Raw genomic sequence first — 21707 nt, 5'->3', positions numbered from 1 at the left:
GTTCATCGTTCCCGCCTGTTTGCACAACATTTGCCGGCGTTTAACTGGCAGCCTGTTATCTTAATGGTGGATGAAAAGTATTATGAAGAGAAACTGGATTATAATCTTGTGGAATTATTACCGGAAGGATTACATATAGAAAAAGCGAATGCGTTGCCGGTTACCCGGCCACGGTTCATCGGGGACATTGGCTTGCGCGCTTTTTTTCAATTGTATAAGCAGGCAAAGAAATTGGTAAAAAAAGAGAAAATAGATTTTATATATATAGCTATTCCTTCTTTTTATGTTGCTTTATTAGGAAGATGGTTGCATTATAGTACCGGAGTAAAGTATGGAATAGATTATATTGATCCATGGGTTCATCATTTCCCTGGATCTGACAGGAAATTTTCGCGGGCATGGTTTAGTACGGTCTTAGCAAAAACGCTGGAACCTATTGCAGTGAAAAAAGCATCTTTGATTACAGGTGTTGCGGAGGGGTATTACATGGGAGTATTAGAGCGTAACATGCATCTGAAAGGGAAATGCATTGCCGGTGCGATGCCTTATGGCGGAGAAAAGAATGATTTTAATATATTGAATAAACTGCAATTGCAGCCTTACCTGTTTAAAAAGGAACCCAATATAATTGATGTCATATATGCAGGTGTGTTGCTTCCAAATGCAGTTGAGGTTTTTCGTTGCTTTTGTAAAGAGATTTATGATAACAAACGGCTTTTTGAAAATGTACGGTTTCACTTTATAGGAACAGGTAAGGTATTGAATGATCCTACTGCATATTATGTTAAAAACCTGGCAGCGGAGTTTGAAGGATTGTGGGGCAACATGATCTTTGAATATCCGCAGCGTATACCCTATTTAGATGTACTGATCCATTTAAAAGCGGCTGATGGCGTTTTAGTTATAGGCAGCACACAACCACACTATACCCCTTCAAAAGTTTTTCAGGGTGCCTTGTCTGGTAAACCCATACTGGCCCTATTGCATGAACAAAGCACGGCAAAGGAGGTTATCGAAATGTCTGAATGTGGGCTTACGATGGGATTCAATGAAGAAAATTTTCAATCGGTATTCAGGGCTCAATTCATACAGAAGTTTAAAGCTTTTTTGCAATTGGTTCAGAAGTATGATTTCAGTACTATTAATTTAAAGGCATTCGAGGAGTATTCAGCTAAAAGTGTGACAGCAAAGCTGGCTGATCTTTTAAATCAGGCCGTTACAAAGAAATGAGATGAAACGACTTGCTATAATTACCACACATCCCATTCAGTATAATGCACCATGGTTTAAACTATTAAATGAAACTGGTAAAATTGCTGTAAAAGTATTTTATACCTGGGGGAGGGCGGGTATGGGAGCAAAGTATGATCCTGGTTTTGGTAAGGTAATAGAATGGGATATTCCCCTGTTGGAGGGGTACGATTATGAGTATGTTGATAATATTTCAAATGAGCCAGGTTCTCATCATTTCAAAGGTATCATCAATCCTGATCTTATAGAAAGAATCCAGGCATGGAAGCCAGATGCTTTATTAGTTTTCGGCTGGAGTTTTGACAGTCATTTAAGGTGTCTCCGTTTTTTCTATAAAAAGGTACCAGTCTTATTCCGTGGCGATTCTACTTTGTTAGATGAAAAAGTTGGGATCAGGCAACTTATCAGGAGATTTTTCCTGCGGTGGGTTTTTTCCCATGTTGATTTTGCACTGTATGCCGGTACCAATAATAAAATGTATTTCCGGAAACATGGCTTAAAGGAACACCAACTTGTGTTTGTTCCTCATGCTATAGACAACGAAAGGTTTTGCAATAATCCGGAAGTAAATGAGCAAAAAGCGAGGGACTGGCGCAAGAGGTTAAATATCAACGATTCTGATCTTGTAGTGCTGTTTGCTGGTAAATTCGAAAGCAAAAAAAATCCCGAACTTCTATTAAAAGTCGCTTCGGAAATACCTAATAAGGATATTAGGTTCATACTTGTAGGAAATGGGCATCTTGATTCGACTTTGAAGAATGCTGCGAATGGTGATCCACGAATTCATTTCCTAGATTTTCAAAACCAGAATTTAATGCCAGTTGTGTATAGGTTAGGTGATGTATTTATTCTACCTTCCAATGGTCCCGGAGAAACCTGGGGACTTGCCGTGAATGAAGCGATGGCAAGCAGTCGTACCATTATGGTTTCTGATAAAGTGGGTTGTGGAGTTGATCTGGTTTCTCATAAGAATGGAATAATATTTCCACATGGAAAACATGTAGAATGTGTATCGTTTTTAACTGCACTGCTTGAAAACAGAAAAAAATTAGCCGAAATGAACCGTGAGTCAGAAAAGCGGATTACAGATTTTTCATATGAGCGAATTGTAAGGGCTGTACTAAATATTCTGGACACCCTCAAAACAAAGGATTAATTGTAGCCATAGGTTTACCTGGGTTTCCCATTACTTAATAATTCATGATTAGCGCATTTTCAAATAAGATAAGTTTTTCAACAGGAGTAATAATAATACTTGCATTAAGTGTTTTGACATTGCCTCTGTTTCAAAACGGTATGTATTTATTTCTTTGTTTTGCCACTTTATTTGGAATGCTGGCAATTCTGTGGAAGTATAACAGGCCCGGTATTATTGTTTTTGCTTTTACACTCCAATGGGTACAGGTGGTTGCTTATGTAATATGGATGAATGTAAAAGAAAAGCCAATTGATTTTTTATCTAAAAATGCACCTAATGCTTTGCTTGTAGCATGTTTGGGGCTATTGTTAATGGCTTTTATTATAAGCAGAGGAGTGAGCAAACTGCCCGTATACTCAGACCAGGATTTTCAAAAGCAGGCGAGCCTGGTTAATAAAAAGAAGTTACTAATTCTCTATATTATTTCAACTTTGTTTTTAAGTTCGATAGGATTCGTGTTTGGAAATACCAGTGGTCTTGCTCAGATGCTGGTAACTGTGTCGCTTTTTAAATGGATATTTTTTATCTGGTATGGTGTCATAGTTTGGCTTAGTAAGAAAAATAGAATGGTCCTGATTGTAATATTGGCATATGAATTTATATCAGGCCTTTATTCTTATTTTTCATCTTTCAAGGAAGTACTTTTTTATACGATCATTGTTTCTCTTACATTCATTAAGCAAATAACATTCCGGCAGTTTATTAATTTCTTATTAATATCCGTAAGCTTATTATTTGTTTTTGTTACCTGGACGGCCGTAAAGGGGGGATACCGTGAATTTCTAAATCAGGGTTCACGTATGCAAGTTGTAAACGTTTCTAAGTCCGAAGCGCTTTCCAAGATTGGTGAGAAGGTGCAAACCATTTCGTGGAATCAATATCAAGCGTCAATGACTATGTCGCTTTACAGGATACAATATATACTCCATCTCACTAAAGTCATGGACAGAATTCCTAAAATAATGCCACATGAAAATGGGAAATTATGGTGGGAAAATGTTTCCTTTGTGTTTACTCCCCGCATTCTCTTTCCTGAAAAGTCTATCTACGAACCTAGCAAAAAGACCAATAAATACACCGGGTTTAAGTATGCCGGATTACAAAAAGGGGCAGCGTTCAGTTTAGGATATTTTGCTGACTCCTATGTTGATTTCGGTTTTATCGGAATGTTTTTACCCCTGTCTTTACTTGCGCTTTTTATAGTGCTTATCTATCGTACATTTTACAACATGCACCAATTGAATTTGGTTTTTCGATTTGCCATAATAAATGTCACCCTGTATAATTTTATCAGTTTCGAGGCTGATGGCTTGTTCTTATTTGGCCGTTTGTGTACGAACCTTCTGGTGTTCTGGATTTTAAGTAAAACTGTTTTTCCAACAATTCAAAAGTGGCTTTATGAGTAAGGTGCTTTTGAGTACTTGGGTGGTTGTAACTTTAGATTAATATAATTTGAAAAGAGCTATAATTACCGGGATAACCGGGCAGGACGGAGCTTATTTATCAAGGCTTCTAATTGAGAAAGGATATAAAGTAACAGGCCTTATAAGATCTAATTATGGGTCGAACTTAGGCCGTTTAAAGTATCTGGAATTGCTTGATAAAGTGGAGCTGCTTGAGTGTGATCTAAGCGATTTGTCGCAGGTTTTAAATATTATCACTAATTGCAAGCCAACTGAAATATACAATCTTGCTGCTCAAAGTGCAGTTTCATTATCCTTTCAACAACCCATTGGTACAATAACGTTTAATATTCATTCAGTATTAAATATACTGGAGGCTATAAGATTAATAGATCCGGTTATTCGTTTTTACCAGGCCTCAACCAGCGAAATGTTCGGGAAGGTAAACCAACTTCCGATCACCGAGAATTCCATAGTACATCCGTTAAGCCCATATGCTATTTCAAAAGTTACCGGGCATTATGTATGCATAAATTACAGGGAATCTTATAATTTATATACCAGCTGTGGTATTCTTTTCAATCATGAGTCATATCTGAGAGGAGAAAATTTCTTCGTAAAAAAATTAATTAAAGGAGCAATTGAAATCGTTCATGGTAAACGTGAATGCCTTGAATTCGGTAATCTGGATATAAAACGCGATTTTGGCTGGTCAGAGAAATATGTAGAGGCCATGTGGATGATGTTACAACAGGATCAGCCCGATGATTTTATTATCAGTTCAGGCAAGTCAATTACATTACGGGAAATTGTTTATTACGTTTTTGACAAATTGAACATAGACAGAAGCTGCATTAAAATAAATCCTTCCCTTTTCAGGCCTACCGAAATAGAAGATATATACGGTTCAAATAAAAAGGCACGCTCGGTTTTGAATTGGCAGTATGATATGGATTTTTTTGAGGTTTTGAATTTAATAATTGAGGAAGAGTTTAAGAATTATGGAAAATAAGAAAAAGGCATCTCTGGAAGTGGTATTCTTTCACAGAAAGCCAAGGACGGTTGGTAACTACAGCGTGGAATTTATTTTTGAGGATGTTAGAAAGCGACTGAATGGAAAAATTAATTCACGGGTTGTTGTTTCTGCTTATGAAAGCGCGGGGCTATTTAAGCGTTTATATAATTGCTACCAAGCCTGGCGAAATCAGGGGCAAGTAAATCATATAACCGGTGATGTAAATTATCTGGGACTGCTTTTAAAACGGAACGCAACCATCCAAACCATTTTAGATTGTGTACATCTGAATTCTTCCAGAGGTATTAAGTATAGCGTACTCAAGTTGTTTTGGCTTTCCATTCCTGAACGCCGGGCAAAATTTATTACTGCGATTTCAGAATCAACAAAGCAGGAGATTTTGCGTCACCATAAATGCGATCCGAATAAAATTGTTGTTATACCTGTAGCTATATCTTCGAAGTTTAAGAAAGCAGAGAAACCCTTCAATAAAGAATGCCCGAGGATTTTACAGGTTGGGACTGCACCTAATAAAAATATTCCAAAGCTTATAGAAGCCCTTCAGGGGCTACCCTGTGTGTTGAATATTGTCGGAAAACAGAATGATGCGTATGAGGCCCTGCTAAAGAAGTATAATATTCAATACATTTATGAATGGGGGTTGACTGATGAGCAGATCATGGAACGATATGAACAGGCTGATATATTAAGTCTTGTTTCAACTTATGAAGGTTTTGGCATGCCTATTCTGGAAGCGCAGGCTGTAGGCAGGGCCGTTATAACAAGTACTTTATATTCCATGCCTGAAGTGGCAGGAGAGGCTGCTGTAATGGTAGATCCATTTGTTGCAAGTGAGATCAGGAAAGGGTTGGAAAAAGTAATTAATGATGATTCATTTAGAACGGACATGATTGCGCGTGGTTTTGAGAATATTAAAAGGTTTGATCCGGAAGTGATTGCTGAAAAGTATTTGAACCTTTACCAGAATGTTATTCTTAGTCATTCAATTAGTTAAATAAATTTTTAATACTGTAATTATGTGCGGCATAGCCGGTATTGTAGCATTTAAAAGGAGTATCGATTTACCTGTTACTATCCGTCAAATGACTGATGCTATGGCGCACCGTGGACCCGATGCAGATGGATTTTTCACTAACGATACCATTGCTTTGGGGCATCGTCGGTTGTCAATTATTGATTTGTCATCATCTGCCAATCAACCTATAGCTGATCATACCGGCCGGTACCTGATCATATTCAATGGAGAAATTTATAATTACCGCGATGTAAAAAAACTTCTGCCCGAATATCCGTTCAGTACGAATAGCGATACAGAAGTATTGCTGGCTGCATACAGTAAATGGGGCGAAGCCTGTTTGCCATATTTAAAAGGTATGTTCGCCTTTGTGATATGGGATACTGTTGAACAGGTAATGTTTATTGCGAGAGATAGAATGGGTGTGAAGCCTGTGTATTACTTCGTTAATGATAATGTGTTCCTGTTTGCTTCAGAATTGCGGGGAGTGCTTGGAAGCGGCATTGTGCCTGCTAAAGCAAATAAGTCGGCTATCATTGAGTTTTTAAGTTATCAATCGGTTGGTTTTCCAGAATCGGCCATTCAAGGAATTCTACAACTGGGAGCCGGTAGTACCATTACCATTCGCGGTAATAAATATAGCATCAAAAAATATTGGGATATTACCAGTACGCCGACAATTGATTTCGATTTTGGCGACCGCTTACGAGTTCAGCAACAGGTACGCCAGTTGTTGTGTAATGCCGTTGAAAGACGGTTGGTAAGTGATGTTCCTCTTGGGGCATTCTTATCGGGTGGTATTGATTCCAGTGCTGTGGTTGGCCTCATGGCAGAAGTCGGTACTGGCCGTCCAAATACATTTACGGTAGGTTTTCAGGAAAAAGAATTTGATGAGTCTGGCTATGCAAATATCATTTCCCGCAAATTCAACACGAACCATAATCAGATTTTGTTAAAGCCGGCAGTATTTCTTGATGAATTAACGAATGCCCTTAATAGCATGGACACGCCAAGTGGAGATGGCGTTAATACATATGTGGTTTCTAAGGCCATCAAACAAAGTGGCCTCACAGTAGCATTATCAGGAATAGGGGGTGATGAACTGTTTGCCGGCTATCCCTTCTTTAAACAGTATCTTCAATTTAAGAAGTATGCATCGGTATGGGGGCCAGCGAAATTATTGCGTTTGGGAGCCAGGCTTGCATTAGGTGGCAGCAATAAATCACAAAGAATGAAGGCTTTGTTGAATGCTCCTGATACAACTATCAGATATTTTTATCCTGAATTCAGAAGGATCATTGCACCACAATTACTTTCTTCACTAACCAAATGGAATAATAGCAGGCCGATGTTGGAGGAGCAGCTGGTTAAATTACCTGCAACTCTGGAAAAATATCCGTTGTTAAGTCAGGTTTCAATAGCCGAATATACCGGTTACACGCAGTTTACCCTGTTAAAAGATACAGATCAGTTCAGTATGGCTGTTTCACTAGAAGCACGAGAGCCTTTTTTTGATCATGACTTAATTGAATTCGTACTGGCAATACCAGATCATTATAAATACCCGCATTATCCCAAACAGCTACTGGTGGAATCATTAAATGGATTGCTCCCAGATGAGATAGTGCATCGTAAAAAACAGGGATTTTTATTCCCATGGAGTGTTTGGATGAAGAATGAGCTTCGGTCCTTTTGTGAAACTCATCTTCAGCGAATTGCTCAACGAGATTTTATAAATGGTAAAAACCTGCTTACCTACTGGCAACGGTTTTTAAATAATGATACATCAGTGAGATGGATGGAAATATGGTTGTTTGTAATACTGGAATATTGGTTGGAAAAAAACGGGATTGAGTAGAAAGTACCATGAATAAAACAATTCTTGTATTTGCCGATTGGTTCGAACCTGGTTATAAAGCCGGTGGCCCTATTCGTTCATGCGTACATTTTGTACATCAAATGAAAGGCGAATACAATATCTATTTAATTACCACCGATCGCGATTTAAATGAAACATCGCCTTATCCCAATATAAATGTAGATCAATGGATAGATTATGACAAAGGAGTAAAGGTATTTTATTGCTCCCCCCAACAGCTTTCGTGGTGTCATATTCGTGCTCAGTTAAAGAAGATTAATCCCGATTTTATTTACCTGAACAGTATGTACTCACGGTATTTTACTATTTATCCGGTGTTGATGCAACGCCTTGGTCTAATTAACAGCAAAATTGTTCTGGCACCGCGAGGCATGCTGAAGGAAAGCGCAGTTCAGTTTAAATCATCGAAAAAGAAGCTTTTTCTTACTATTTTCCGCCAGATAAGATTGCACAGAAAGATTCATTTTCATGCTACCGATAAAACGGAAGAAAACGACGTGCTAAAATATTTTGGAAGTAAAGTGCGTTTGTCGCTAGCTTCTAATTTTCCGGGTATTATAAAAGATTATCCGGGAAGCATCGTTAAAAAAGAAAATGAGTTGTCGGTTATTTTTATCGGAAGGCTGCATCCAGTAAAAAACCTTGATTTTCTGTTACGAGCTCTTCAACCGGTAAAAGGACATGTTTTACTTACAATTGTTGGTAATGCTGAAGACGAAGAATATACCAGACATTGCAAAACTATAACGGATGAATATCCTGAAAATATAAAGGTGCAGTTTACGGGGGAGATTCCTAATTATAATTTGCCAGCCATCATAGCTCAACACCACATTTTTGCTTTGCCGACAAAAGGGGAAAACTTTGGGCATGCGATCTTTGAATCCTTGTCAGCAGGTAAACCCGTGGTTATCAGCGATCAAACACCCTGGCGAAATTTGGGTAGTATACAAGCTGGCTGGGATATATCTTTACAGCAGCCGGAAAAATTTTCGGAAGTACTGCAACGGTTTGCATCATTCAACCAGGCTGAATACAATACGTGGTCATATAATGCCTGGCAATTCGCAAAAGGATTTGTTCAGAAAGACGATCTTAAAAAGATTTATAATGATCTATTTAGTTAAATAAATTGCTTAATACTTATTTTGCAACCGGGAGTTGAGAAACATGCTTCTATAAGAATTAATTTCTAATAATTATATTTTTATTCGACATGAGCGCAGTCGATCATTCAATCTATAATAATGAGTGGTATAAACGTGAGATTGGTGCAGGTAAGTTAAAACAGCTTTTGTGGTATTTTATTAATGTCATTTTTTTTATCAATCCACTGAATGTTAGTGGTGGAGTTAAAAGATTTTGGTTACAGGTTTTCGGTGCTAAGATTGGAAAGGGAGTGGTGCTGAAACCTGCAATTAATATAAAATATCCATGGAAGTTGTCAATTGGTGACTATTCATGGATAGGGGAAAAGGTGTGGATCGACAATCTGGCCAATGTAACGATCGGTAAGAGTGTATGCATTTCGCAAGGAGCTATGCTTTTGACCGGTAATCATAATTATTCAAAAAAGAGTTTTGATTTAATGGTAAAAGGCATTGAGTTGGAGGATGGTGTTTGGATAGGTGCCCAATCAATAGTATGTCCGGGTATTCTTTGTAAAACGCATGCAGTCCTTTCCACTTTGTCTGTTGCCACAAAGGATCTGGAGCAATATACTGTATATCAGGGCAACCCTGCCGAACCTGTGCGCCAACGTGTAATTAGCGATAAATGAAGATTTCAATAATCACAGCCACCTATAATAGTGCCGCAACTATCAGAGATACCCTGGTGAGTATTGCAGAACAACAATATACCAATATTGAACATCTTATTGTTGATGGGGCATCCAATGATAACACCCTTGCCATAGTGAATGAGTTTACACATGTAGCCAAAGTAATTTCCGGAAATGACAACGGAATTTACGATGCCATGAACAAGGGCGTACTACTGGCTACAGGCGATATAATTGGTATATTAAACTCCGATGATTTTTATACCAGTCCTTTTATATTATCAAAAGTTGCAGCTGCTTTCAAAGATCCTGCAGTTGATGCAGTATACGGCGATCTTCTGTATGTAAAAGCCACTAATGTGCAGGCTGTTATCCGTACATGGAAGTCTGGCGTCTATAAAAAGGGGAACCTGTATTATGGATGGATGCCTCCGCATCCTACTTTTTTTGTACGCCGCCAGGTATATGATAAATGTGGATTGTTCAATACTTCTTTAAGGTCAGCAGCTGATTATGAATTGATGTTGCGTGTTTTGTTAAAGCATAACGTCAGTGCACGGTATATACCGGAAGTGCTGGTGAAAATGCGTGTGGGTGGTATGAGCAACGCTTCTTTAAAAAACAGGTTAAGGGCCAATAAAGAAGACGAAATGGCCTGGAAACTGAATGGCCTGAAACCTTATTTTTTTACTACATGGCTTAAACCAATAAGAAAGATATTACAATTTAACCCGATCAGTATATGGAAAAAGTAGCATTGGTTACAGGGGTAACCGGGCAGGATGGTGCATATTTAACCGACCTGTTATTGAAAAAGGGATATATAGTGCATGGTATCAAACGCAGAAGTTCTTTATTCAATACAGAGCGTATTGACCATTTATACCAGGATCCGCATGAACAGAATGTACGTTTAAAATTACATTATGGTGATCTCACCGATTCAACCAATCTCATTCGCATTATACAGGAAACCCAACCCGACGAAATTTACAACCTCGCGGCCATGAGCCATGTGCATGTAAGTTTTGAAACTCCTGAATACACTGCTAATGCCGATGGTATTGGAACATTGCGTATACTGGAAGCGGTACGTTTATTGGGCCTGACCAAGAAAACAAAAGTATACCAGGCATCTACATCTGAATTATACGGGCTGGTTCAGGAAGTTCCTCAGTCTGAAAGAACGCCATTTTATCCTCGTTCGCCATATGCTGTTGCCAAATTGTATGGCTACTGGATCACGGTAAATTACCGCGAGGCATATAATATGTATGCAGTAAATGGTATCCTGTTCAATCATGAATCTCCATTACGTGGGGAGACTTTTGTAACCAGGAAGATCACCCGCGGTGTGGCTAAAATAGCCCTTGGATTGCAGGATAGAATATATCTCGGTAACCTTGATGCGCAACGCGATTGGGGCCATGCCAAAGATTACGTTGAGGCTATGTGGCTGATTTTACAACAGGAAAAGCCGGAAGATTATGTAATTGCCACTGGCGTTACTACACCAGTTCGTGATTTTGTAAGAATGGCATTTGAAGAAGTTGGCATTGAGCTGGAATTTAAAGGCAAAGCAGAAAATGAAACAGGGGTGGTGAAAGCCTGTAAAAATCCGGATTATCATCTTGAAATTGGTAAAGAAGTAATTGCTGTAGATAAGAAATATTACCGTCCCACCGAGGTTGACCTGCTTATAGGTGATCCCACAAAAGCGCAAACGCAGTTAAACTGGAAACCGAAATATGACCTGGCCGGGCTTGTTAAGGAAATGGTTGCTAATGACGTGGATTTGTTCAAAAAAGAAAAGTTGTTACAGGAATCGGGCTACTATGTGCGTAATCAGTTTGAATAAGTTGGATGAAAGCCGTTCAAAAACTCCTTATTAACCCCAGGGTATGGAATTAAAGTATCACAAAGAACTGGATGGAATCAGGGCTATTGCAGCTCTAATGGTAATTGTTTTCCATTTTTTTGGAGAGTTTAAAGCAACCGGCCTGTTTGCTGTTTTAAATAAAATTGCAGTTTTTGGACAAACAGGAGTTTCCCTGTTTTTTGTTTTATCGGGCTTTTTAATAACCCGAATTCTTTTGAGTACAAAAGAATCTCCAGGTTATTTCGTAAATTTTTATGCACGAAGAGCCCTGAGGATATTTCCCTTGTATTATTTATTTCTTGCTATCTATTATATTCTTCTCCCGTTAACTCTTAATACACCCATTGTCAGCCTGAGTTTACAAAAATATCACTGGCTGTACCTTCAAAATTTCGCCATGACATTTAGATGGCCTAATGAAGGACCAATACATTTTTGGTCTTTGGCGGTAGAAGAACATTTTTATTTATTCTGGCCTCTTTTAGTTTACTTTTTGAGTAGCAGGAAATTAATGGTATCGAGCGTATTTATTATCATTTTAGCGTTTTGTGTAAGACTATTGTTGGTAAAGCTTAATTATGAAGTGTTTTATTTCACATTCTGTAGAATAGATGAACTCGCTGTTGGGACGTTGTTGGCAATTCTGGAAACTAAAAAGAAGTTGAATGAAAAAAACGCTAAAAAATTTCTTTATTTGGCTGTAGCTATATTGATTCCAACCCTCGGTCTTTGGACTGTTTTTACAGGTGCCGCTAATCCGGTAATACAGGTCTCCAAGTTTATACTCCTTTCATTTACGTATTTTGCTGTAATAGGATTTGTTGTTTCTATTAAAGAAACTCATCCCGTTAAAAGGATCCTTGAAACAAAATCTCTTTTATTTTCTGGTAAGATCAGTTATGGGTTATATGTGTATCATCCCATGTGTATTGGGCTAATAAGTGTGTTTTTGAAGACAAAAAGTATTGCGCTTAATTTTATATTGGCTATTGTTTCTACCTATCTCGTAGCTACTGTAAGCTTTTATTTATTTGAATTGAAATTTTTAAAGCTTAAGAAGTATTTCGAATCTAAAAAGAAAATAGTGCAACCTGAAATCGAATATCCTGTGCAGCAGGCCTAATATTGTTTTTGCTTTATTAATCAAATCAAATTAGTTCCTTAAATGTTTATCTGAACAAAAAATGAATTCTAATAGCAAAATATACGTTGCCGGTCACCGGGGTATGGTGGGGTCAGCCATTGTACGTAAACTGCATCAGGAAGGATTTAATAATATTCTGATGCGCACTTCGTCTGAACTTGACCTGCGCAACCAACAGGCGGTACAGGACTTCATGAAGCAGGAAAAGCCCGATTACGTTTTTGTAGCGGCGGCTAAAGTAGGTGGTATTCTGGCCAATAATACATACCGGGCTGAATTTATTTACGATAATATTATGATGCAATCAAACATCATTCACAATGCCTGGGTGAATGGTGTTAAGAAACTTATGTTCCTGGGTTCATCCTGCATTTATCCCAAACTGGCCCCCCAACCGCTAAAGGAGGAGTACCTGCTCACCGGTTTATTGGAACCCACGAATGAACCTTATGCCATTGCAAAAATTGCAGGTATAAAAATGTGCGATGCCTATCGCGCTCAATACGGTTGTAATTTCATTTCGGTAATGCCTACGAATTTATACGGCCCTAATGATAATTACAGCCTCGAAACTTCACATGTGTTGCCCGCCCTTATAAGAAAATTCCATGAGGCTAAACTAAAAAGCGAGCCATCAGTTATAATGTGGGGTACCGGCCAGCCACGACGGGAATTCCTGCATGCCGATGACCTGGCAGATGCCTGCTATTTTTTGATGCAACAATATAATGAAGAGGGGTTTGTAAATATTGGTACCGGCGAAGATATTACGATAAAAGACCTTGCATTAATGGTTAAGGAAGTTGTTGGCTACGAGGGCAATATTGAACATGACCTGTTGAAACCCGATGGTACCCCCCGCAAACTGATGGATGTACGGAAATTGCATAACCTGGGGTGGAAGGCCCGGATAGATCTGCGCGAAGGGATTGGGAAAGTGTACCAGGAATTTTCACAATTGTATGCTGGCGGGTTGTAGCTTTGCTGCCGGTATTGTTTTTATATTGATTCTTACATGTTTTCTATTTTTAATAAAAAGAAAAGAGCCCGTATTGATCTGAGTGGTCTGGGTACTGATATGCACTCGCATTTATTACCCGGAATTGACGACGGATCGCCAGATGCAGAAACCTCGCTGCAGCTGATAGCCGGTTTGCAGGAACTGGGCTACCGGAAGTTTATTACCACCCCGCATATTTTGTGGGATGTATACAAGAACGACGCTGCTACCATTGGTACAGCATACCAGCAATTGCAACAGGCGTTGCAGGCAAATAATTCAGCTATTCCCATTAGAGCTGCCGCAGAATACTTCCTCGATGAACATTTTGATGAATTGCTGCAAAACAATATCCCCTTACTTACTCTACACGAAAACTGGGTGTTGGTTGAATTTTCCTTTGTAACCACGCCCCTCAATTTTAAAGAAAAGCTGTTCAACATGCAAATGAAGGGATACCAGCCAGTGCTGGCGCATCCTGAACGGTATTTATATTTTATGAGCGATAAAAGGTGGTACGATGAGCTGAAAAATGCAGGTTGTTTTTTTCAGTTGAATATTTTGTCGCTCACTGGTTATTATGGAAAAGCCTCCCTGCAACTGGCCCATTACCTGTTAAATAAACGTTTCATAAATCTGCTGGGCACAGATTGCCATCATATGCGTCATCTCAATACACTTCGTTCGGCCGGTGATAATATTATGGAGCCGATTCAATCCCTTCTCGACAGCGGAATGCTGTTAAATCCTTCTTTGTAATTGTTTCCTTTGAGTTTTAATAAGTGAAAACACTGGTATACGTATTTGGAATAATAATAATCTATCTTTGCCCGTTTTTAAGAATTGATATTAACCCTATCAACAATGTGTAGACGGTAATTGGGGATCTTGATAAGCCAGCAATATTTTATTGTGTGGCTAAAATGTTTTTTTTGCGAAAAATACTACTTTTGCATTAAACTAAGTAACCCCACGGAAGTCTGTCATATTGTTAAAAACAAGAACAATATCCTAGGAAAAATAAATAATGGTATGAATTCCATACTGTTTTTTGTTTACCCCTATAAATCATGGCCTTTGAAATCTTTTAGAAAAAGTTTTGCCAAATCTGTTGGCAAAACCTTTACTTCCCGCTATACACTGGTGTTTGTAAATGGTTTTTTACTAGCATCCCTTCTTTATTTTTACTCGGAAGATTCATACGAGAAAAAGCTTTTTGAAGCCCTTGCCAGCTACGTGAAGGATGAAACACCACGTACAAAAAATAACGAAGAAGCTCTTCTGCTAAATAGTTTGCACCTTACTTATAGCCTGGGTAAAAACCGGGCTGGTATTTTTGCAAATAAAGAGATCAATACACTTAAAGCGTCGCTGATTCATCCCGTTACTTATGATCTTATGACCACTAATGGGGCTTGTGGTAGTTATGCATATATCTTAAGCCGCCTGTTAAATGAATTGAAAATTCCCAATCGAATCGCTCAAATGAAAGTAGACGGGCTTTATGGCGGGCATATTCTTGTAGAGGCAAAAATGGCCAAAGGCTGGGTTGTACTGGATGGTTCATATGATCTGTATTTCAAACGGGCCAACGGTAGTTTGGCAAGTTTTGACGATGTAAAAAATAATTGGGACTATTACAAATCACAGGTCCCTGCTGATTATAATTATCATTACGCTTATAATGATGTACGCTATACAAACTGGGATAAGATCCCTGTTGTAATGCCTGTAATAAAAGGTTTTCTTACACTCGCTGTTGGAAAAGAGATCGCAAACAATTTTTCATTTCGCACCTATGCGTTGCGCAAATTCCATATATTATTCGAGGCTACTATTTTTATCTATTTGCTGATCTTTTTGTTCATCTTCCGCAGATATCTTCAAACGAACCGGGAGAAGCTCACCAGGTTTTTGCCTTTCACCTTTCCCCGCAGAAAGCCATTGCTGGTTATTTCAGGAAATGCCGAAAGAAAAGTTGCCTAAGCGTAAATGCCTGACAGTGTTTTGCTTATATTACAGGTTAAAAAGTGCAATGGTTTAGTTTAAGCAATCTTATAGCGTGTTTAAACAATTTGATATTGCACTTTGTAGTTAACTGTATATGAATGCGTTTACCATAAAGGACCTGGAAAATCTTTCTGGTATTAAAGCCCATACAATTCGTATTTGGGAACAACGCTATTCCTTTTTACGGCCCCAACGCACTTCTACCAACATTCGCTACTATACCAATGAGGAATTAAAAATAGTACTGAATATTGCCCTGCTCAATAAATACGGGTATAAAATTTCCCATATCGATAAAATGAGCTCTCAGGAAGTGCGGGAAAAAATTGTTTCTCTCTCTCATATCGAAGCCCAGCAGGAACGGCTGGTTAATGATATGTTACAGTACATGATCGACCTCGACCTGGAGAAATTCGAGGATGTGCTGGATAATTATATCATTGCAAAAGGGATCGATAAAGCCATCAGTTTCCTCATTTTTCCATTTCTCGATAAAATTGGCATTTTATGGCAGGCCAGCCATATTCACCCTGCCCAGGAACATGTTGTTACCAATATTATCAGGCAAAAGCTCATTGTGGGCATCGAAAGCGTGGTTTCACATATTTCGGTCAACAAAAAAGTGATCCTTTTTTTGCCCGAAGGTGAGTATCATGAGCTTGGGCTGCTGTACACCTATTACCTGCTTAAAAGCCGCGGCGTACAGGTCATTTACCTGGGCGCTAATGTGCCTTTCCATGATCTTGAATTTATTACCTCCTGTAAACAACCCGATTACCTGTATACCCACCTCACCTGTATTGCCGGCAACTTCAATTTCGAAAAATTTATCACCCGGATCCGCCAACACGCCCCCCAGGTCCAGATCATAGTTTCGGGTCAGTTAACGAACTGTAATCTGAAAAAACTGCCCGCCGGTGTTCTCCTTAAACGGTCTTTAGGGGAAGTACTGGAATTCATAGCCGTACTATAATTATTAATAATTTATTTAATATTTCTGTTCAGGCCTGAATTTTAATTTTCTTAACAAATATTTTGGCCCATTAACCGTCAATCTCAATGGGGGATGGTCCTTTCTGCGCTGTCATATTCGTCATATGCCTGGAAGGCGGTTGGGGTGGTTCAATATTTTATTATAGAATTATTAATCGCCCGGATTTTTCCCTTATTCAATTTATGTTTAAATTTGGAGTGAAATTATTTAAACAAACTTTTTATGTCGACGGTTGAATTTAATCAAATGCTGGTGAACAATGCGGAGTTTTTGAAGCCGTTTGCAATAACGTTGACGAGAGATTCCGAGGCTGCAAAAGACCTGTTTCAAGAAACACTGTTTCGTGCATTGGCAAATAAGGACAAGTATAGTGTAGGCACTAATATCAAGGCGTGGCTGTATACTATCATGCGTAATATCTTTATTAACAATTACCGAAGGAAAGTTAAACAGAATACTATTTTTGATAGTACTCCTAATGATTTTCTGATTAACCAGACACAAAGCGTAGTTGCTAATAATGCTGAATCAAATTTGCGGTTAAAAGATATCCAGGAAGCTATTCATAACCTGCCCCAGATATTCAGAAACCCTTTCCTGTTGTATTTCGATGGCTTTAAATACCACGAAATTGCCGACATGCTTGGCGAACCGCTGGGTACCATCAAGAGCCGTATTCACTTTGCCCGTAAGCTGTTAAAGACGCAAATAGAACGGCACTAGTAGTTTATTTACCTGTTAACACCTGAACCGGTAGGGGATACTGTATTTATCCAAAATCATTGTCAGGATCGTATTGTTATCTTCTTTCCATTTGATATTGAATTGTAAAATTCAATAAACCTGATACTTCTGTCCTTTTCGGTTAACTGGCCTGAAACCATGATTTTGTACAGGCAATTATGGTAACACCATGAATATTTAGCAACTTTGTACCATGAGTAAAGTAACCGACGTGATACTGGTAAATGAACAGGATGAACCCATTGGAGTAATGGAAAAAATGGAGGCCCATCGCAAAGGGGTGTTGCACCGTGCTTTCAGCATTTTTATCTTCAACAGTAAAGGGGAAATGCTGCTGCAGCAACGGGCCGTAAGTAAATACCACAGCGGGGGATTATGGACCAATACCTGTTGCAGCCACCCGGCACCGGGCGAAGATACCTTAATGGCAGCCACCCGGCGCCTGCACGAAGAAATGGGTTTTACTACTTTACTCGAAAAGGTTTTTGATTTTACGTACCTGGCCGAATTTGAGCATGGCTTAACAGAGCATGAATTTGATCATGTTTTTATTGGCATGTACGATGGCCGTATATCACCCGATCCTATGGAGGTGAAAGATTACTGCTATAAAAGCCTGGAAGAAATAGAAGCTACGCTGCAATCGCACCCGCAGAAATATACTACCTGGTTCAATATTGCATTTCCTAAAGTACAGCAATGGGCTGTCGAAAACCTGCTGAAAAAAGTGGTGTAATTCCTCCCGGGCAAGAAAAAGGGCAGAAAGACAAATATAGTGTTCCACCAATGCTTTACGATCTTCTACAATAATACAGAAAACCCTTAGTGGCCTGTAAACATATTGATCATTTTATTGAATTGTTCGTCATAGGGCTGGCTATCCTGTTTGCTGCAGGGTATATTTGGAATACAAAGTCCAATAACCTGCGAAACGGGCCCCGTTTTTAAAACGGTATCTTATGAACGAAACCAGAACTGTTCCCAAATGGACCTGTAAAGCGGTTATACATCAATAACTATGAAGAATATGTACGAACACCTTTGCAGGTATAACAAAATTACCTGGATCCCTCGCTAGTCGGGGGATTTTTTATTGGTGGAATTGGTGGCGTCTGCAATTCCGCCCCTGTAAAAGGATATTACTGTTTCAAGAGCATATAAGCAGGAATATCCAGCGCTTCGGCTAACTGAGCCAGTGTGTTGAGTGTAACATTCACCTCGCCGTTTTCCATTCTGCTTATTTCGGCATTGTCAATATTACAAAGCGCGTACAAATCGCGCTGGCTCAAGCCTTTTTCATTTCTGAAATGACGCAGGTTTGCGCCGAACGTTTTCAATATCTGTTGGTTAGCAGCCAATGGTGTAGGTATTAGAAGGTTAAGATGAAGTTTTTTTTTAATTTTTCGGCTGTGATATAGTACATCATATTAAAAAATATATTATCTTCGTTTAAGCATCATCAGGGGATTGCAATGGCAAGAATAACCTGTTTTAGGGCATTTACCCATTTCAATAAGTATTCCTTCACCATTAACCAAGCTATTATGCGGTCTCTTAATAAGCACCCTGATTGGCATAATCAACCACTTCGCCTGAATGAAGAAGAATTAAAGAACCCCCGGCTGGCTATTGAAAACTTTTTTGAAAGTTATCATTTACAGGAAGTAAGGCAAATCTTATGGAACTGGATGGTGGAAATTGTAAGCAGCAGCCGCAGCATTTCCCAGGAAGGCCAACAGCGTAATGACCATATTTACTTTTATGAAAAAATGGAAGCCCTTGTTGAAGCCGCATTCTTATTGAATCAAAGAACAGATCTGTAAAAATTATACATATAACGACAGTTCCAGATGGCTAGCTTTTAGATGTATGTTTAGGTTAGGGGGATTCCTGCGCCTTTTAAGTACCGGTCCGTACCCTATATTTATTGTTTCCTGTTGCGCAACAGGTTTTATTTATCTGTTACATCAAACGTAAAATAATAGCTTCCTGCATACCCGGCATCATCCATGCCCTGCAGAACAGCTACATATTTACCCTTTCTGTCTGATGTATAAAACTCAACAGTAGCCTGGCCTTTGCTATCGGTTCGTACATCGGGCGACCAGTATAAAAGGTTCCTGAAATCAGGTATGCGGCTTAATGCCTGCTGTTCAGTTTTATACACCGGTGAGTAAAATTCACGTTTTAACTGTAACCCATCATAATCGAGGATCACCGCTTTTGAATCCAGTTTAAGGTCCTGTATATCTCCATGGTAGGTGGTAAAGTTTACAATACCATGGTAAATAAATTCTCCGTTGATGTATTTATTCGTCACCACTTCCAGCTTGTTTACCTTTAGCGGATCATAGTTCATGAGGATAGTATTATCTACCTTAACCCCATCCAGTAAAATAAGCGGATCGGTTGAATAAAAATCCCTTATATCAAAATCAAACATTTTCAGATGCAACTGACCGCCATACCGGCGTACCGCTACCTCGGGAACATATTCACGCAATACTTCTTCCATAGTGGTAAAACGGGTATAATCGTCGAGCATGTAAACTCTAAAGGGCTTTCCGTAAAATGGTACTGTGTCAATGGCAGGAACCGCAAAGCGGCTTAATTTGCTTCCCTCATAGGTATTGAGCACCTGCATGCCGATGCTTTGTTCGTTGAGGTTTTGTTGGGTAGCCCGTGGCAGAGCGAAGGCAGGCAATTGCCAGTCGCTGTATTTTTCAGAAAACGGATTCAGTACATCAACCCTGAAATTGCTGTCGACCGCATCGGTTTGAACAATGATCTCGTTTTGCCCATAATAATCCCGCACGTCAAAATATACTTTCCCTTCTTTATTGATTTTAGAATTATAGAATTGCAATTGTATACCGGGTATCGATAACCAGGCCTCTTCCGGGGCCATGGTGGCATTGCCCGTGTTATGTTTTACCTGGCAGGTAATAATGTGTCCATCAAATTCAGGCGCATATTCAAATGCAGGGCGGTTATCATGCAATACCTGTTCCCAATTGAAACGCCGCCAGCCATGCACCAGCATCAGGTTGTCAGTAGCTTCTTTAATTTCATCAGTGGCTGCTGAAAAATAATATTCCGGTGATTCAATATTACCCGTAAGTTCCGATGTGAGCCATAAATAACCAGGCAGCGAATTGGCATCAATTGTTTGCAAGGTGTCAAGGCGGTAAACCGCTAACGATAGCTCTGCAGCTGTGCCCGCCTGGGCATTGGCATGCCGGGTATTCACTGAAATTGCCACCCGTTTACGGTTGCCATATTGGGCCGCATTGCTATTGGCGGCAACTGTTAATACCTGTTGCGGCTTTTTGAAATACAGCCGCTCACATACCGGTTGTTGCTGTTCATTGAAAAGCGTAATGTTCGTGAGGCCTTCGGCCAGTTGGTTTTTATCGATCACAAAACGGGCCTGCCCGTTTATGAGCGATTGTTTTTCGGCCACCTGCATAACCTGGCGGCTATGCGCAAAAAGGAAAACAGGTTGATCGGGCACGGAGCGGCCGGTCACCGATATCGTGATAGTACCTGAAGCCTCTTCGGCTAATTGCATTACATAACCCTCATCATAAACGGCAGGCAGGGTTTGTGAAATAGTGTTGCCATCGGCCAGGGTTATCAGGGCTTTTGCCGGTTGGGTGCTGGCTGGTGTAAATAGAAAATGCCCCATGCCAAATTTAAAAGTTTGAAAACTGGCCATGGTATCATTGTTGGCTGATAGTACCACGCCTTTGCAGTGAACCCCTTTTCCAAAACGGTCGGTAACCCTGAAGGCAACTTTGCTGGTGACGGCTTTCACCAGGTTACCCCCTTCGGGAAAGAATGCAACCTGATAGCGGTTGCCTGTATCGGCAGCTTGTGTAGAATAAGTTTTTAAGGTGTTTACAATAGTTATGGGTTTTTCAAAATAATAACCTACAGAAAGATTCTTCATCCAGTTGGTATAGGCCCGCAGCTTGTAATTACCCGAGTTAATAGAAACCGGTAAATAAAACGAACCATTGCCTTTTCCCTTGCTGAGTGCAATTTTGGCTTGCATTACGGGTTTGTTGTCTTTGTCGAGAATTTCAACGTAAGCGATCTTGCTCAGGTCAACCGGTTGGTATAAAGCGGCATCTACATTATAAATTTTGAACCATAACAGTTCACCCGCCAGGTAGAAATTTTTGTCGGTATGCACGTACAGTTTCTCAGGGCTGTTCCCGGCATAATATTGTTTGAACCGGTCGGGTATGCCCGTTAAAACATCCTGGGCGCTGATAGTATTTAAAAGCAGCAGCGCCAGCAAGGTGGTTATTATATGTATGTGCTTATTTAGTTTCATGTATGCAAACTGTTATATCAGGTCAATGG

General features: G+C 39.5%; 20 protein-coding genes. 18 read left to right on the top strand and 2 right to left on the bottom strand.

Annotated features, from left to right (window positions below):
• Positions 1-231: 231 nt before the first annotated feature.
• The 17 genes from A3860_RS00510 (at position 232) to idi (ending at position 18072) form a co-directional block, all read left to right on the top strand.
• Positions 232-1230 (top strand): glycosyltransferase family protein, encoded by a 999-nt coding sequence (locus tag A3860_RS00510; protein WP_143773878.1) that lies wholly within the window; start codon positions 232-234, stop codon positions 1228-1230.
• 1 nt (position 1231) lies between these two features.
• Positions 1232-2407 carry a glycosyltransferase family 4 protein gene (locus tag A3860_RS00505; RefSeq protein ID WP_081144583.1) on the top strand — a complete coding sequence of 392 codons (1176 nt, stop codon included), beginning with the start codon at positions 1232-1234 and terminating at the stop codon, positions 2405-2407.
• Between the two features lie 44 nt (positions 2408-2451).
• Positions 2452-3855, top strand: a complete 1404-nt coding sequence (locus A3860_RS00500) for a hypothetical protein (RefSeq protein WP_143773877.1) — start codon at positions 2452-2454, stop codon at positions 3853-3855.
• A 46-nt stretch (positions 3856-3901) separates the two neighbouring features.
• On the top strand, positions 3902-4864 hold the full coding sequence (locus A3860_RS00495) for a GDP-mannose 4,6-dehydratase (RefSeq protein WP_081144581.1): 963 nt from the start codon (positions 3902-3904) through the stop codon (positions 4862-4864).
• Complete coding sequence (locus tag A3860_RS00490) at positions 4854-5882, top strand: glycosyltransferase family 4 protein (RefSeq protein ID WP_081144580.1); 1029 nt, start codon at positions 4854-4856, stop codon at positions 5880-5882. The genes A3860_RS00495 and A3860_RS00490 overlap by 11 nt, the downstream gene beginning before the upstream one ends.
• A 22-nt stretch (positions 5883-5904) precedes the next feature.
• Positions 5905-7761: an asparagine synthase (glutamine-hydrolyzing) gene (asnB, locus tag A3860_RS00485; protein ID WP_081144579.1), complete on the top strand. Its 1857-nt coding sequence runs from the start codon at positions 5905-5907 to the stop codon at positions 7759-7761.
• An 8-nt stretch (positions 7762-7769) separates the two neighbouring features.
• Entirely contained in the window at positions 7770-8909 is a 1140-nt protein-coding gene (locus A3860_RS00480) for a glycosyltransferase (protein ID WP_081144578.1), read from the top strand.
• An 89-nt stretch (positions 8910-8998) separates the two neighbouring features.
• A complete protein-coding gene (locus A3860_RS00475) occupies positions 8999-9562 on the top strand; it encodes a WcaF family extracellular polysaccharide biosynthesis acetyltransferase (protein WP_081144577.1) in 564 nt (187 codons plus the stop codon).
• A complete protein-coding gene (locus A3860_RS00470; protein WP_081144576.1) occupies positions 9559-10320 on the top strand; it encodes a glycosyltransferase family 2 protein in 762 nt (253 codons plus the stop codon). Before A3860_RS00475 ends, A3860_RS00470 begins: the two co-directional genes overlap by 4 nt.
• Positions 10308-11423, top strand: coding sequence for a GDP-mannose 4,6-dehydratase (gmd, locus tag A3860_RS00465; protein ID WP_081144575.1), 1116 nt, complete (start codon positions 10308-10310; stop codon positions 11421-11423). Before A3860_RS00470 ends, gmd begins: the two co-directional genes overlap by 13 nt.
• A 43-nt stretch (positions 11424-11466) precedes the next feature.
• Entirely contained in the window at positions 11467-12567 is a 1101-nt protein-coding gene (locus A3860_RS00460) for an acyltransferase family protein (protein WP_081144574.1), read from the top strand.
• Positions 12568-12628: 61 nt separating this feature from the next.
• On the top strand, positions 12629-13567 hold the full coding sequence (gene fcl, locus A3860_RS00455) for a GDP-L-fucose synthase (RefSeq protein ID WP_081144573.1): 939 nt from the start codon (positions 12629-12631) through the stop codon (positions 13565-13567).
• A gap of 36 nt (positions 13568-13603) precedes the next feature.
• Positions 13604-14347, top strand: a complete 744-nt coding sequence (locus A3860_RS00450) for a tyrosine-protein phosphatase (RefSeq protein WP_081144572.1) — start codon at positions 13604-13606, stop codon at positions 14345-14347.
• A 318-nt stretch (positions 14348-14665) separates the two neighbouring features.
• A complete protein-coding gene (locus A3860_RS00445; RefSeq protein ID WP_143773875.1) occupies positions 14666-15574 on the top strand; it encodes a hypothetical protein in 909 nt (302 codons plus the stop codon).
• A 118-nt stretch (positions 15575-15692) separates the two neighbouring features.
• Positions 15693-16571, top strand: a complete 879-nt coding sequence (locus tag A3860_RS00440) for a MerR family transcriptional regulator (protein ID WP_081144570.1) — start codon at positions 15693-15695, stop codon at positions 16569-16571.
• Positions 16572-16814: 243 nt separating this feature from the next.
• Entirely contained in the window at positions 16815-17315 is a 501-nt protein-coding gene (locus A3860_RS00435) for an RNA polymerase sigma factor (protein ID WP_081144569.1), read from the top strand.
• Positions 17316-17529: 214 nt separating this feature from the next.
• Positions 17530-18072 carry an isopentenyl-diphosphate Delta-isomerase gene (gene idi / locus A3860_RS00430; RefSeq protein WP_081144568.1) on the top strand — a complete coding sequence of 181 codons (543 nt, stop codon included), beginning with the start codon at positions 17530-17532 and terminating at the stop codon, positions 18070-18072.
• Between the two features lie 403 nt (positions 18073-18475).
• Here idi and A3860_RS00425 read toward each other — a convergent pair whose 3' ends face one another.
• Positions 18476-18673 (bottom strand): helix-turn-helix domain-containing protein, encoded by a 198-nt coding sequence (locus tag A3860_RS00425; RefSeq protein ID WP_216823353.1) that lies wholly within the window; start codon positions 18671-18673, stop codon positions 18476-18478.
• Between the two features lie 207 nt (positions 18674-18880).
• Here A3860_RS00425 and A3860_RS00420 point away from each other — a divergent pair, with 207 nt between their 5' ends.
• Positions 18881-19159: a hypothetical protein gene (locus A3860_RS00420; RefSeq protein ID WP_081144567.1), complete on the top strand. Its 279-nt coding sequence runs from the start codon at positions 18881-18883 to the stop codon at positions 19157-19159.
• Positions 19160-19287: 128 nt separating this feature from the next.
• On the opposite strand, the gene A3860_RS00415 is transcribed toward A3860_RS00420, so the two are convergent.
• Entirely contained in the window at positions 19288-21678 is a 2391-nt protein-coding gene (locus A3860_RS00415) for a hypothetical protein (RefSeq protein WP_081144566.1), read from the bottom strand.
• Positions 21679-21707 lie beyond the last annotated feature (29 nt).

The organism is Niastella vici (assembly GCF_002077945.1).
In the GTDB taxonomy this organism is placed as follows: Bacteria; Bacteroidota; Bacteroidia; order Chitinophagales; family Chitinophagaceae; genus Niastella; species Niastella vici.
This window is presented reverse-complemented; position numbering and strand designations above follow the sequence as displayed.